This window comes from Xanthomonas sp. SHU 166 (genome assembly GCF_000364685.1).
Taxonomy (GTDB): Bacteria; Pseudomonadota; Gammaproteobacteria; order Xanthomonadales; family Xanthomonadaceae; genus Xanthomonas_A; species Xanthomonas_A sontii.
The window spans coordinates 1-13112 of record NZ_AQOJ01000788.1; the positions used below are offsets into that span (position 1 = coordinate 1).

12 protein-coding genes are annotated in these 13112 nt (G+C 69.2%); 9 read left to right on the forward strand and 3 right to left on the reverse strand.

Features of this window, described 5'->3' with window-relative positions; translation table 11 throughout:
- Position 1: 1 nt before the first annotated feature.
- Positions 2–2359 (reverse strand): DNA translocase FtsK, encoded by a 2358-nt coding sequence (locus D180_RS18225; RefSeq protein ID WP_017913921.1) that lies wholly within the window; start codon positions 2357–2359, stop codon positions 2–4.
- Between the two features lie 287 nt (positions 2360–2646).
- Here D180_RS18225 and trxB point away from each other — a divergent pair, with 287 nt between their 5' ends.
- The 4 genes from trxB to infA all read left to right on the forward strand — a co-directional run bounded on the left by trxB (position 2647) and on the right by infA (position 5925).
- Complete coding sequence (gene trxB, locus D180_RS18230) at positions 2647–3615, forward strand: thioredoxin-disulfide reductase (RefSeq protein WP_010341722.1); 969 nt, start codon at positions 2647–2649, stop codon at positions 3613–3615.
- Between the two features lie 114 nt (positions 3616–3729).
- Positions 3730–4854: a GNAT family N-acetyltransferase gene (locus tag D180_RS18235; RefSeq protein WP_017913922.1), complete on the forward strand. Its 1125-nt coding sequence runs from the start codon at positions 3730–3732 to the stop codon at positions 4852–4854.
- 22 nt (positions 4855–4876) lie between these two features.
- Positions 4877–5614, forward strand: a complete 738-nt coding sequence (aat, locus tag D180_RS18240) for a leucyl/phenylalanyl-tRNA--protein transferase (protein WP_017913923.1) — start codon at positions 4877–4879, stop codon at positions 5612–5614.
- Between the two features lie 92 nt (positions 5615–5706).
- Positions 5707–5925, forward strand: a complete 219-nt coding sequence (gene infA / locus D180_RS18245) for a translation initiation factor IF-1 (RefSeq protein ID WP_004425677.1) — start codon at positions 5707–5709, stop codon at positions 5923–5925.
- Between the two features lie 130 nt (positions 5926–6055).
- On the opposite strand, the gene clpA is transcribed toward infA, so the two are convergent.
- Positions 6056–8338, reverse strand: coding sequence for an ATP-dependent Clp protease ATP-binding subunit ClpA (gene clpA, locus D180_RS18250; protein ID WP_017913924.1), 2283 nt, complete (start codon positions 8336–8338; stop codon positions 6056–6058).
- A gap of 123 nt (positions 8339–8461) precedes the next feature.
- A complete protein-coding gene (gene clpS, locus D180_RS18255) occupies positions 8462–8782 on the reverse strand; it encodes an ATP-dependent Clp protease adapter ClpS (protein ID WP_010341728.1) in 321 nt (106 codons plus the stop codon).
- Between the two features lie 76 nt (positions 8783–8858).
- Here clpS and D180_RS18260 point away from each other — a divergent pair, with 76 nt between their 5' ends.
- The 5 genes from D180_RS18260 to D180_RS18280 all read left to right on the forward strand — a co-directional run bounded on the left by D180_RS18260 (position 8859) and on the right by D180_RS18280 (position 12922).
- Positions 8859–9362: a hypothetical protein gene (locus D180_RS18260; protein WP_017913925.1), complete on the forward strand. Its 504-nt coding sequence runs from the start codon at positions 8859–8861 to the stop codon at positions 9360–9362.
- Positions 9362–9820, forward strand: a complete 459-nt coding sequence (locus D180_RS18265; protein ID WP_017913926.1) for an NUDIX hydrolase — start codon at positions 9362–9364, stop codon at positions 9818–9820. Before D180_RS18260 ends, D180_RS18265 begins: the two co-directional genes overlap by 1 nt.
- Positions 9817–10959 (forward strand): tRNA 2-thiouridine(34) synthase MnmA, encoded by a 1143-nt coding sequence (mnmA, locus tag D180_RS18270; RefSeq protein WP_017913927.1) that lies wholly within the window; start codon positions 9817–9819, stop codon positions 10957–10959. Before D180_RS18265 ends, mnmA begins: the two co-directional genes overlap by 4 nt.
- Positions 10956–11570, forward strand: a complete 615-nt coding sequence (gene hflD / locus D180_RS18275) for a high frequency lysogenization protein HflD (RefSeq protein ID WP_017908264.1) — start codon at positions 10956–10958, stop codon at positions 11568–11570. Before mnmA ends, hflD begins: the two co-directional genes overlap by 4 nt.
- 161 nt (positions 11571–11731) lie before the next feature.
- Complete coding sequence (locus D180_RS18280; protein WP_017908265.1) at positions 11732–12922, forward strand: methyl-accepting chemotaxis protein; 1191 nt, start codon at positions 11732–11734, stop codon at positions 12920–12922.
- The last annotated feature ends 190 nt before the right edge of the window (positions 12923–13112 follow it).

The window sequence follows — 13112 nt, forward strand, 5'->3', positions numbered from 1 at the left end:
GTCACTTCGGCGGCGGCGGCGCCAGCACGCTGCGGTCGCCGTTGTGTTCGGGCGGGCTGACCACGCCGGCGGCTTCCATCGCCTCGATCAGCCGCGCGGCACGGTTGTAGCCGATCTTCAGCCGCCGCTGCACGCCGGAGATCGAGGCGCGGCGGGTCTCGGTGACGATGCGCAGGGCCTCGTCGTACAGCGGATCGGATTCGTCGCCGCCACCGCCGCCGGCTTCGGGCAGGCCGGTGGCGCCGATCACGGTGCCGTCGCCCATGGTCTGCACTTCGTCGAGCACGCCCTCAATGTAGTCGGCCGGGCCGCTGGCCTTGAGGTGCTCGACCACCCGGTGCACTTCCTCGTCGCTGACGAAGGCGCCGTGCACGCGGTCCGGCATCGCCGTGCCCGGCGGCAGGTACAGCATGTCGCCGTGGCCCAGCAGGGTCTCGGCGCCGGACTGGTCGAGGATGGTGCGCGAGTCGATCTTGGAGCTGACCTGGAAGGCGATGCGGGTCGGGATATTGGCCTTGATCAGGCCGGTGATCACGTCCACCGACGGGCGCTGGGTGGCCAGGATCAGGTGGATGCCGGCGGCGCGGGCCTTCTGCGCCAGGCGCGCGATCAGCTCTTCGACCTTCTTGCCGACGATCATCATCATGTCGGCGAATTCGTCGATGAAGATGACGATGAACGGCAGCGTGTCCAGCGGCCGCGGCGCCTCGGCCAGGTCCGGGTTGGGCTTGAACAGCGGGTCCATCAGCGGCTGCCCGGCGTCCTGCGCGTCCTTGACCTTCTTGTTGAAGCCGGCCAGGTTGCGCACGCCGACCGCGCTCATCAGCTTGTAGCGGCGCTCCATCTCCGCCACGCACCAGCGCAGGCCGTTGGCGGCCTCCTTCATGTCGGTGACCACCGGCGCCAGCAGATGCGGGATGCCCTGGTAGACGCTCAGTTCGAGCATCTTCGGGTCGATCATCAGCATCCGCAGATCCTTGGCCGAGGCCTTGTACAGCAGGCTCAGCACCATCGCGTTGACCGCCACCGACTTGCCCGAGCCGGTGGTGCCGGCGACCAGCAGGTGCGGCATGCGCGCCAGGTCGGCCACGGTCGGGCGCCCGGCAATGTCCTTGCCCAGGGCCAGGGTCAGCGGGCTGGCCGACTTGTCGTATTCCTTGGAGCGCAGCAGCTCGCTGAGATAGATCATCTCGCGGCTGACGTTGGGGATCTCCAGGCCGATCACCGACTTGCCCGGGATCACGTCGACCACGCGCACCGACTTCACCGACAGGCCGCGGGCGATGTCCTTGTCCAGCGAACTGATCTGGCTGACCTTGATCCCCGGCGCCGGTTCGATCTCGAAGCGGGTGATGACCGGACCCGGATAGGCGCCGACCACCTGCGCCTCGATGCGGAAATCCTTGAGCTTGAACTCGATCTGCCGCGACAGGGTTTCCAGGGTCTCCTCGGAATAGCCCTTGGCCTGCGGCTTGGGGTCGTCCAGCAGGGCCAGCGGCGGCACCCCGGACGGGTCGCTGCCGGTGCCATGGAACAGCGGGATCTGCTGCTCGCGCTTGGCCCGCTCGCTCTTCTCCACCACCGGCGCCGGCGGCGGCTCGATCTTGACCGGCTCGCGCTTGGCGCGCTGCACCGCGTCGACCTTGCGCACTTCCTCGCGCTCCTCGCGCATGGCGCGGGTCTGCTGCCATTCGTTGGCCTGCTGGGTGCCGCGGCGCGCCAGCGCCGGCAGGGTCATCACCGCCTTGCCGATGCGCTCCATCACCGCGAACCAGGACAGCCCGGTGGCCAGGGTCACCGACACCAGCAGCAATACCAGCACGAACAGGTTGGCGCCGAGCGCGCCGAACCCGGCGCCCAGCGAATTGCCGACCAGCTTGCCGAGGATGCCGCCGGCGCCGGCCACGTCGCCGGCGAACAGGCGCAGGTGCAGCAGCCCGGTGGCGGCGATCAGGAAGCCGACGATGCCGACCAGGCGCAGCGCCGGGCCGAGATCGGCCTCGCCATCGCCGTCCTGGTCCATGCCGAACAGCGCGATCCAGGAGATCGCGCCGATCACCACCGGCAGCAGGAAGGCCACGTAGCCGAACAGTTGCAGCAGCACGTCGGCGATCCAGGCGCCGAACTTGCCGCCCATGTTGTGCACCGGCGCGACCACGCTGCCGGTATGCGACCAGCCCGGATCGGTCGCCGAATACGTGGCCAGGCTGGCCAGCAGGTACAGCAGCAGCGGCGCGATCGCGATCAGCGCCAGATCGCGCCACAGCTTCTGCCGGCGTGGGTTGGGCGCGGCGCCCTGCTTGCGTGCCGCCGCGTTGGCGCCCTGGGTTTTGCCGCGTTCCGGAACCTGCTTCGCCACGCTATGACCAGACCTTAGAAATGCATCGTTAGTGATTGATAATAAACGACTCGCCCTTGCATTTCAGCAGTCGGCACCTGAATCGTCCGGACTTGCGCAGGCCGATGCTGGCAGCGCCCGATCGAGGCGGGCAACGACGCGCGAAACCCGAAGTCTGTCGCCGCGGGCCGCAGCGTTTCCGCCACGCGGCTTGATTCGTTCCAGGCCGGCCGCCACTCTATGCGCCTTCGCCGGAACCCGCGCAATGCCGCGTTTCCGCCGCCATTTCACCCTGTTCGCGAGTATACATGAGCCCCTCTGCCGCCAATTCCGCCAAGCATTCCCGCCTGCTGATCCTGGGTTCCGGCCCGGCCGGCTGGACCGCCGCGGTCTACGCCGCGCGCGCCAATCTCAAGCCGGTGGTGATCACCGGCCTGCAGCAGGGCGGCCAGCTGATGACCACCACCGAGGTCGACAACTGGCCCGGCGACCCGCACGGCCTGATGGGCCCGGACCTGATGGCGCGCATGCAGGCGCATGCCGAGCGCTTCGAGACCGAGGTGATCTTCGACCACATCCACACCGCCGACCTGTCGCAGCGCCCGTTCCGGCTCAGCGGCGACAGCGGCGACTACACCTGCGACGCACTGATCATCGCCACCGGCGCCACCGCCAAGTACCTGGGCATCCCCTCGGAAGAGGCGTTCAAGGGCCGCGGCGTGTCCGCGTGCGCCACCTGCGACGGCTTCTTCTACAAGGACCAGGACGTGGTCGTGGTCGGCGGCGGCAACACCGCCGTGGAAGAGGCGCTGTACCTGTCCAACATCGCCCGCAAGGTCTATCTGGTGCACCGCCGCGACACCCTGCGCGCGGAAAAGATCATGCAGGACAAGCTGTTCGCCAAGGTCGCCGCCGGCAAGATCGAGACCGTCTGGCATCACCAGGTGGACGAGGTGCTGGGCAACGAGGCCGGCGTCACCGGCGTGCGGGTCAAGTCGGTGCAGGACGGCAGCACCCGCGACCTGGAGGCGCACGGCTTCTTCGTCGCCATCGGCCATCACCCGAACACCCAGCTGTTCGACGGCCAACTGGCGATGCACAACGGCTACCTGGAGATCCGCTCCGGCCTGGGCGGCGCCGCCACCGAGACCTCGGTGCCGGGCGTGTTCGCCGCCGGCGACGTCGCCGACCAGCACTACCGCCAGGCGATCACCTCGGCCGGCTTCGGCTGCATGGCCGCGCTGGACGCCGAGCGCTATCTGGACAAGGGTGCCTGAGTCCGCGCACGCCTTGAACTGCCGGCGTCAGGCCGGCAGCGGCCGTGCGCCCGCGCGCGCGGCCGGTGACGCCGGCGGCCGCTGCGCCGCCTTCCACCGCGAGCAGCGCCGGCGATGAGCCGGATCCGCTGGCTGCACCAGCTCGATGCGGTCGCCGCCGCCGACTGGGACGCCCTGCACGACGGTCGCAATCCCTTCGTCGCCCACGCCTTCCTGGCCGGCCTGGAGCAGCACGGCTGCCTGCGCCCGGACTGGGGCTGGAGTCCGCTGCATCTCACTGCGTGGGACGGTGAGACGCTGGTCGCGGCAGCGCCCGGCTACGTCAAAAGCAACTCGCACGGTGAATTCGTGTTCGACCATGCCTGGGCGCATGCCTACGCGCGCTACGGCCAGGACTACTTCCCAAAGTGGCTGTGCGCGGTGCCCTACTCGCCGGTGACCGGGCCGCGGCTGCTCGCCCGCGACCTGGCGGCGCAGCAGGAACTGCTCGCGGCCATGCAGGCGCTGAGCGAGCGCACCGGCCTGTCCTCGACCCACGTCAACTTCCACCGCGCCGACGAGGACGCCGCGTTCGGCGCCGACTGGCTGGAGCGCAACGACGTGCAGTACCAGTGGCACAACGACGCCGGCTGGACCGGGTTCGACGATTACCTGGGCGCGATGGACCACAAGCACCGCAAGAACATCCGCCAGGAGCGGGCCAAGGTGCAGCGCGCCGGCATCGGCTTCCGCGTGCTGCACGGCGACGAGGCCAGCGCCGCCGACCTGCAGGCGATGTACGGCTTCTATCTGCGCACCTTCGACGACTACGGCAATTCGCCGGCGCTGACCCTGAACTTCTTTTCGCACCTTGCGCGCACGATGCCGCGCAACCTCTTGATCTTCCTCGCCATCCATGACGGCACGCCGGTGGCCGGTGCGTTCTGCCTGCGCGGCGGCGACACCTTGTACGGCCGCTACTGGGGCGGCGAGCCCCTGCCCGGCCTGCACTTCGAGACCTGCTACTACCAAGGCATCGAGTACTGCCTGCGCGAGGGCCTGACCCGCTTCGAGCCGGGCGCGCAGGGCCAGCACAAGATCGCCCGCGGCTTCCTGCCGCGGCTGGTACGCAGCCGCCACTGGATCGCCGACCCGGGCTTCCGCTTGCCGTTGGCCGAGTGGTGCGCGCAGGAGCGCGCCGAGGTGCGCCAGCACGCGGCGGCGCTGCAGCGCCACTCGCCGTTCCGCCACGACGCCTGAGGCATCGGCTACGCTGCCGGCGATGCGTCGTCTCCCTGTCCTGCTCGCGGCCGATCCCGCCGCCCCGTTCCCGCCGCCGTCCAGCGCCCTGCGCGAGCCGGACGGCCTGCTCGCGGTGGGCGGCGACCTGTCGCCGACGCGCCTGCTCGCGGCCTACGCCCAGGGCATCTTCCCCTGGTACTCCGACAGCGAGCCGATCCTGTGGTGGAGTCCGGACCCGCGCACCGTGTTCCGCAGCGACGGCGTACGCCTGTCCTCGCGCTTCCGCCGCAGCCTGCGCCGCTGTCCGTGGACCGTGCGCGCCGACACCGCCTTCGCCCAGGTCATCGATGCCTGCGCGCAACTCCCCCGCCGCGGCCAGGACGGCACCTGGATCACCGCGCCGATGCGCGACGCCTATCTGGCCCTGCACCAGGCCGGCCACGCACATTCGGTGGAAGTGTTCGACGGCGACGAGCTGGTCGGCGGCATCTATGGAGTGGCGATCGGGCGCATGTTCTTCGGCGAGAGCATGTTCAGTGCGCGCAGCGGCGGCTCCAAGGTCGCGCTGGCGGCACTGGCGCGGCGCCTGCACGGCTGGGGCTGGCCGCTGATCGACGCGCAGGTGGAGAACGACCACCTGCTCAGCCTGGGCGCCGAGCGCTGGCCGCGTGCGCGGTTCCTGGACACCATCGCGCCGCTGGTGGCGGCGACTGCCGAGACCGCGCCGTGGACGCTGCGCTTCGGCACCCTGGCGGCCGCGGAACTGGCCCAGGGCTGAGCGGGATTAACGCAAACTTTGCATGGCGCGGCCCAGGCGAGTAAAATCCTCGCTCTTCAGGCCTTTGGCCGTTCCGAATCGCACAGGATTACATGTCGAAAGACGACTCCATCGAATTCGAAGGCACCGTCAGCGAGACGTTGCCCAATACCACGTTCCGGGTCAAGCTGGAAAACGGGCACGAAATCATCGCCCACATCTCCGGCCGCATGCGCAAGAACTACATCCGCATCCTGACCGGCGACCGGGTGAAGGTCGAAATGACCCCGTACGACCTGACCAAGGGTCGCATCACCTACCGCATGAAGTAATCCGCCCCGGGCGGACATGAAGAAGGCGGCCAACGGCCGCCTTTCGCGTCTGCAACGGTGGAACGACGGTGACCTCGCCAGGCGGCTGCAGCCTCTGCAGCCGCCTTTCGTCGTGCCTGTCGGCCCGGCCTCAGTCCACCGTGGCCGGCAGCAGGCGCTCCGGCTCGGCCTGGGTATCGACCACCAGCTCGCCGTCGCGCACGTCGATGGTGACGCGGCCGCCGTTGACCAGCTTGCCGAACAGCAACTCGTCGGCCAGCGGGCGCTTGACCTTGTCCTGGATCACCCGTGCCATCGGCCGCGCGCCCATCAGCGGGTCGAAACCGTGCTGGGCCAGCCAGTCGCGCGCGGTCGGGGTCGCAGACAGCGACACGTGCTTCTCCTGCAGCAGCATCTCCAGCTCGATCACGAACTTGTCGACCACGCGCAGGATGTGGCTGAAGGCCAGCGGCTGGAACTGCACCACCGCGTCCAGGCGGTTGCGGAACTCCGGGGTGAAGCTGCGGCGGATGATCTCCATCGCATCGGTGGAGTGGTCCTGCTGGGTGAAGCCGATCGAGCGCCGCGAGGCCTGGGTGGCACCGGCATTGGTGGTCATCACCAGGATCACGTTCTTGAAGTTGGCCTCGCGCCCGTTGGTGTCGGTGAGCACGCCGCGGTCCATGACCTGCAACAGGATGTTGAAGATGTCCGGGTGCGCCTTCTCCACCTCGTCCAGCAGCAGCACGCAGTGCGGGGTCTTGACGATCTTCTCGGTCAGCAGGCCGCCCTGGTCGAAGCCGACGTAGCCCGGGGGCGCGCCGATCAGGCGGCTGATCGAATGCGGCTCCATGTACTCGGACATGTCGAAGCGCACCAGCTCGATGCCCAGTTGCAGCGCCAGCTGCTTGGTGACCTCGGTCTTGCCCACGCCGGTGGGGCCGGCGAACAGGAAGTTGCCGATCGGCTTTTCCGGATTGGCCAGGCCCGAGCGCGCCAGCTTGATCGACGAGGCCAGCGTCTCGATCGCCGGATCCTGGCCGAAGATCACCATCTTCAGGTTGCGCTCCAGGTGCTGCAGCACGTCCTTGTCGGTGGCGCTGACCTGCTTGGCCGGGATCCGCGCCATCTTGGCGACGATGGTCTCGATCTCCTCGATGTCGATCAGTTCCTTGCGCTGGCCTTCCGGCAGCAGCCGCTGGCGCGCGCCGGCCTCGTCGATCACGTCGATCGCCTTGTCCGGCAGCAACCGGTCGCCGATGTGCTTGACCGACAGGTCCACCGCCGCCTGCAACGCGTCGTCGGCGTAGGTCACGCCGTGGTGCGCCTCGTACTTGGGCTTGAGGCCCTGCAGGATCTCGAAGGTCTCGCCCACGGTCGGCTCGACGATGTCGATCTTCTGGAAGCGCCGCGCCAGGGCGCGGTCCTTCTCGAAGATGCCGCGATACTCCTGGAACGTGGTCGAGCCGATGCAGCGCAGCTCGCCCGAAGACAGCGCCGGCTTGATCAGGTTGGAGGCGTCCATGGTGCCGCCGGAGGCGGAGCCGGCGCCGATGATGGTGTGGATCTCGTCGATGAACAGCACCGCGTTGGGCACCTTCTTCAACGAGGTCAGCACGCCCTTCAGGCGCTTCTCGAAGTCGCCGCGGTACTTGGTGCCGGCGATCAGCGCGCCCAGGTCGAGCGAGAAGATCACCGCGTCGGCCAGCACCTCAGGCACCGTGCCCTCGACGATGCGCTTGGCCAGGCCCTCGGCGATGGCGGTCTTGCCGACGCCGGCCTCGCCCACGTACAGCGGGTTGTTCTTGCGGCGGCGGCACAGCACCTGGATGGTGCGCTCGATCTCGTCGGCGCGGCCCACCAGCGGATCGATGCGGCCATTGCGGGCCTGCTCGTTCAGATTGGTGGCGTACTCGGCCAGTGCGTCGCCCTTGGGCTCGCCCTCGCCCGCCTCGCCCTTGGGCTCGCCGTCGGACGGCGCGGCGTGCTCGCCGTCCTCACCCATCTTGGCGATGCCATGGGACAGGTAGTTGACGATGTCCAGGCGGGTGATGTCCTGCTGGTTCAGGAAGTACACCGCATGCGAGTCCTTCTCGCCGAAGATCGCCACCAGCACGTTGGCGCCGCTGACCTCCTTCTTGCCCGAGGACTGCACGTGGTAGACCGCCCGCTGCAGCACCCGCTGGAAGCCAAGGGTGGGCTGGGTGTCGCGGCCATCGTCGTCGGCCAGGCGCGCCACCGAGGCTTCGATGGCCTGTTCCAGGTCGCCGCGCAGGCGGTCGACGTCGGCGCCGCAGGCCTTGAGCACGGCCTGGGCGGAGGGATTGTCGAGCAATGCCAACAGCAGGTGCTCCACCGTCATGAACTCATGACGGGCTTCCCGGGCGCGCTTGTAGCACTGGCCGATGGTCTGCTCGAGATCTTTGCTGAACATGGTGTACTCCGACGTCTGTTGCCGACAATATGTGGCTTGAGTTGCGAATTTCCACAACCCTATCGGATCAGTGTGTTCACACCGCGTTAGTCCGGGCAAACCGGTGACCGACGCCTCCCACTATCAGGCTTTTTCCATCGTGCACAACAGGGGATGTTGGTTCATCCGCGAGAACTCGTTCACCTGAGCTACCTTGGATTCAGCCACCTCGCGGGTATAGACCCCGCACACCCCGCGGCCGCGGGTATGCACGTGCAGCATCACCTGGGTGGCGCGCTCCAGGTCCAGGGAGAAGAACTGCTGCAGCACGGTCACCACGAAGTCCATCGGGGTGTAGTCGTCGTTCAGCAGCAGCACCTGATACATGGGCGGGCGGGCGACTTCCGGCTTGCCGGTCTCCACCATGACGCCATGATCGTGCTCGGGGGAATTCTTGCGGGGCATCCGCCCATTATATACGGGGGCCGCCGGCCAGGATTGGACGATCGCCGGCCCTGCCCGCACAATTCCCCTCCTTTCGATGGCGCTCCGCATGCATTCGACGATGTTCCCCAAGCTTCCGCTGCTCGCCGCGCTGCTCGCCGCCGCCCTGCCGGCCGCCGCCGAGACGCCGGATGCGGCGCTGGGCAAGCGCCTGCAGGCGCTGGGCTACGACGTACAGGCGGACGAAGACGGCGACTACCAGGTGCTGTTCGGCCTGCGCGACCACGGGCAGGAGCGCAAGCAGCTCACCTACGTGCGCTCGCCGGTGGAGACCTTCGGCAGCTACCGCATCCGCGAGGTGTGGTCGCCGGCCTACCAGGCGCAGGGCGACAGCCTGCCCGACAAGGTCGCCAACCGGCTGCTGGAGGACGCGCAGTCGGACATCCTCGGCGGCTGGGTGCGCCAGGGCGGCACGGCGGTGTTCGTGGTCAAGATCCCCGCCGATGCCGACGATGCGGCGCTGCGCGAGGCGCTGGAGGCGGCCGCGCGCGGCGCCGATGCGATGGACGCCGAACTGAACGGCGGCAAGGACCTGTTCTGATGACGGCGGCCGCGGAACCCTGGCAGCCGGACGTGACCGTGGCCACGGTGGTGGTGCGCGACGGGCGCCTGCTGCAGGTCGAGGAAGCCATCGCCGGTGCGCTGGTGTTGAACCAGCCGGCCGGCCACCTGGAGCCGGACGAGCGCCTGATCGAGGCCGCGGTGCGCGAGACGCTGGAGGAAACCGGCTGGCAGGTGCAGCCGACCGCGTTCATCGGCGCCTACCAGTGGAAGGCCGACACCGGCCGCCACTACCTACGCTTCGCCTTCGCCGCCGATCCGGTCGCGCACGATGCGCAGCGGCCGCTGGACACTGGCATCGTGCGCGCGCTGTGGATGACCCCGGCCGAACTGGAGGCCGAAGCGCCGCGCTGGCGCAGCCCGCTGGTATGGCAGGTGGTGGCCGACTACCTGGCCGGGCGCCGCTACCCGCTGGATCTGCTGCGGCAGGTGGCATGAGCGGCGCAGCGGTCATGGTCGGGGTCTCCGGCGGCGTGGATTCGTCGGTGGCGGCCTGGCAGCTGGTCCAGCAGGGCGCGGCGGTGTCCGGCCTGTTCATGCAGAACTGGGCCGACGACGGCAGCGGCGACTGCCGTGCCGACGACGACCGCCGCGATGCGGTGGCGGTGTGCGGGCGACTGGGCATCCCCTTCCATTTCCGCGACTTTTCGCAGGAGTACTGGCAAGGCGTGTTCGCGCACTTCCTGGCCGAATACGCCGCCGGGCGCACGCCCAACCCGGACGTGCTGTGCAACCGCGAGGTCAAGTTCAAGCATTTCCTGGACGCGGCGCGCGAGCTTGGCGCCGAGCGCATCGCCACCGGCCACTATGCGCGGGTGGACAGCCTCGGCGGCCACTGGCGGCTGCTGCGCGGGCTGGACCGCAACAAGGACCAGAGCTACTTCCTGCACCAGCTGGGCCAGGCGCAACTGGCCGCGACCCTGTTCCCGGTCGGCGAACTGCCCAAGGAACAGGTGCGCCGCATCGCCCGCGAAGCCGGCCTGCCGACCCACGCCAAGAAGGATTCCACCGGCATCTGCTTCATCGGCGAACGCGATTTCCGCGAATTCCTTGGCCGCTACCTGCCGGCGCGGCGCGGCGAGATCCGCGACCCGCACGAGCAGGTCGTGGCCGAGCATCCGGGGGTGTTCTACTTCACCCTGGGTCAGCGCGAGGGCCTGAACATCGGCGGGGTGCGCGGCCGCGCCGCGGCGCCGTGGTACGTGGTCGGCAAGGACGTCGCCCGCAACGTGCTGTACGTCGACCAGGACCGCGACAGCCCCTACCTGATGGCCAACGGGCTGCAGTCCGAGGCCGCCCACTGGATCGCCGGTGCGCCGCCGGCACGGCGCTTCGAGTGCACCGCGCAGACCCGCTACCGCCAGGCCGACGACCCCTGCACGGTCGAGGTCGGCGACGACGGCACCCTGTCGGTCCGCTTCGCGCGCCCGCAGCGCGCCGTCACCCCCGGGCAGTCGCTGGTGCTGTACCAAGGCGAGGAATGCCTGGGCGGCGCCGTGATCGCCACCACCGATGCCCCGCTGGAGCGCCGCCTGGCGCAGCAGGCCCCCGCCGTACACGAGGACCCCATTCGATGACCGATTCCATGGACGCGCGCATGCTGGCGCTGGCGGGCATGGCCCAGGCCCTGCAGCAGGTGCGGCGCATCGCCGAGACCGGCCAGTCCGAGGCGTCGCTGGTACGCACCCTGCTCGACAGCGTGTTCCGCATCGACGCGCCCAGCCCCGAAGCGGTCTATGGCCGCCGTGCCGACCTGGCGCCGGGCCTGCGCCTGCTGCACAACTACTTCCGCAACCAGGGCCAGGACGAGGTGCTGCCGCGGCTGGCGCTGGCGGTGATCCAGCTGGAACGGCGCTTCGCCGGCGATGCCGAGACCGACGCCAAGGTCGATGCCGGCCTGGCCCGGATCGCGCCGCTGCTGGAGCGCCATGCCGACAGCACCCACCCCGAGGTGATCGCGGCGTTGGGCCAGCTCTACGCCGACACCATCAGCCACCTGCGCCCGCGGGTGATGGTGCAGGGCAACCCGCATTACCTGGGTCAGGCCGGGGTGGTGGCGGAGATCCGCGCGCTGCTGCTGGCGGCGGTGCGTTCGGCGGTGCTGTGGCGGCAGATGGGCGGCAGCCTGTGGGATTTCCTGCTGGCCAAGCGGCGCATGCGCGAGACCGTGGACCGCGCCTTGCGCTGAGTCCCCGGAGGGCCGGCGCCGGGCCGGCAGCGCGCCGCCCGCGGTGGTTCTGCGACGCGGATCGTACGAATGTCGGCAGGTTTCGATGATCCGCGCACCGCGTTGCTAAAGACCCGGGGGGGGCGGCCGATACAGCAATCGTGAATCTGCCGAGAACTTCCATGTACTCACGCCTCCTGATCCGTCTGGCCGCCCCGCTCGCCCTGACGCTGCTGTTCCCCATCGCCGCCGGCTTCGATTGGCCGGCCCCGGTCCGTTGGGCCATCCTCACCACCATGACGCTGAGCTGGCTCGGTTTCGCCGGCTGGACCGCGTACAGCCAGAGCCGGCGCTCGCCGGAGCAGGCCAAGGTCATGCGCGAGCAGGACCACCTGCTGACCGAGCTGCGCAGCTTCGTCGGCAACGAGATCGAGGGCTCGCGCTCGGAGATCGAACGTGCCCGCGAACTGATCCGCCAGGCGGTCAGCGGCCTGGGTGGCAGCTTCGAGGCGATGAACCGCAAGTCGCGGCAGCAGAGCGTGGCGCTGGCCCGCATCGTCGACCGCGCCGGCGAAGACGGTGGCGCCGGGGTGGACGTGGCCCGCTTCGCCCAGCATGCCAGCCAGCGCATGGAGCAGTTGGTGGAGGCGCTGGAGCAGGTCAGCGGCCAGAGCAGCACCACGGTGCACTACATCGACGACATGTCCCAGCACCTGGACGGCATCTTCGCCCTGCTGGAGGACGTCAAGTCGATCGCCGACCAGACCAACCTGCTGGCGCTGAACGCGGCGATCGAAGCGGCGCGCGCCGGCGAGGCGGGCCGCGGCTTCGCGGTGGTGGCCGACGAGGTGCGCAACCTGTCCGAGCGCTCGACCACCTTCAACGAGCAGATCCGCAAGCTGGCGCACAGCTCCAAGGACGCCATCGCCAAGGTCCGCGAGACGGTCTCGAACATGGCCTCCCGCGACATGGACCGCTCCCGCGAGGCGCGGGCCGAGGCCGCGGCGATGCTGGACAACGTGGCCGCGATCAACCACTCGCTGGGCGATGGCATGCGCGAGATCTCCGAGTGCGGCCGCGCCATCGACAGCAGCGTCGCCGAAGCGGTGCGCGCCCTGCAGTTCGAGGACATCGCCACCCAGGCCCTGGGCGGCGTGCACACCCACCTGGACCGCCTGACCGCAATCAACCGCGAGGCCGTGGCGCTGCAGGAACTGCTGCACCGCAATGGCGGCGTGTTCGACCACGAACTGCTCGACGCCCTGCAGCGGGTCGGCAACCGCCTACGCGACATGCGCACCGAGTGGGAGCGTCCGCCGCACAAGCCGGTGGCGCAGCAGAGCATGGGTGCCGGCACGGTCGAGTTGTTCTAAGTCCGCCTTGTCGCGCTCCGCGCCATGAACCGACGAGTCCCCGGCCCCTGCCGGGGCTTGTCGTCTCTGCCCTTCCCGTCCGGCCCCGTCGATGTCGATGCATCTCCAGTCCCTGTCCAGAGTTGCGGCCATGTCCTGCGATGACAGCAGCGGCGCGCACGTGCCTGCGTCCGAGCCGGTGGCCGCACCC

Bases quoted from the DNA above. Each gene is read 5' to 3' on its own strand.
- D180_RS18235 (WP_017913922.1), top strand. From the start codon at position 3,730: ATGAGCCGGATCCGCTGGCTGCACCAGCTCGATGCGGTCGCCGCCGCC.
- clpS (WP_010341728.1), bottom strand. From the start codon at position 8,782: ATGCCCCGCAAGAATTCCCCCGAGCACGATCATGGCGTCATGGTGGAG.
- D180_RS18280 (WP_017908265.1), top strand. From the start codon at position 11,732: ATGTACTCACGCCTCCTGATCCGTCTGGCCGCCCCGCTCGCCCTGACG.
- aat (WP_017913923.1), top strand. From the start codon at position 4,877: ATGCGTCGTCTCCCTGTCCTGCTCGCGGCCGATCCCGCCGCCCCGTTC.
- D180_RS18260 (WP_017913925.1), top strand. From the start codon at position 8,859: ATGGCGCTCCGCATGCATTCGACGATGTTCCCCAAGCTTCCGCTGCTC.
- clpA (WP_017913924.1), bottom strand. From the start codon at position 8,338: ATGTTCAGCAAAGATCTCGAGCAGACCATCGGCCAGTGCTACAAGCGC.
- mnmA (WP_017913927.1), top strand. From the start codon at position 9,817: ATGAGCGGCGCAGCGGTCATGGTCGGGGTCTCCGGCGGCGTGGATTCG.
- trxB (WP_010341722.1), top strand. From the start codon at position 2,647: ATGAGCCCCTCTGCCGCCAATTCCGCCAAGCATTCCCGCCTGCTGATC.
- D180_RS18265 (WP_017913926.1), top strand. From the start codon at position 9,362: ATGACGGCGGCCGCGGAACCCTGGCAGCCGGACGTGACCGTGGCCACG.
- hflD (WP_017908264.1), top strand. From the start codon at position 10,956: ATGACCGATTCCATGGACGCGCGCATGCTGGCGCTGGCGGGCATGGCC.
- infA (WP_004425677.1), top strand. From the start codon at position 5,707: ATGTCGAAAGACGACTCCATCGAATTCGAAGGCACCGTCAGCGAGACG.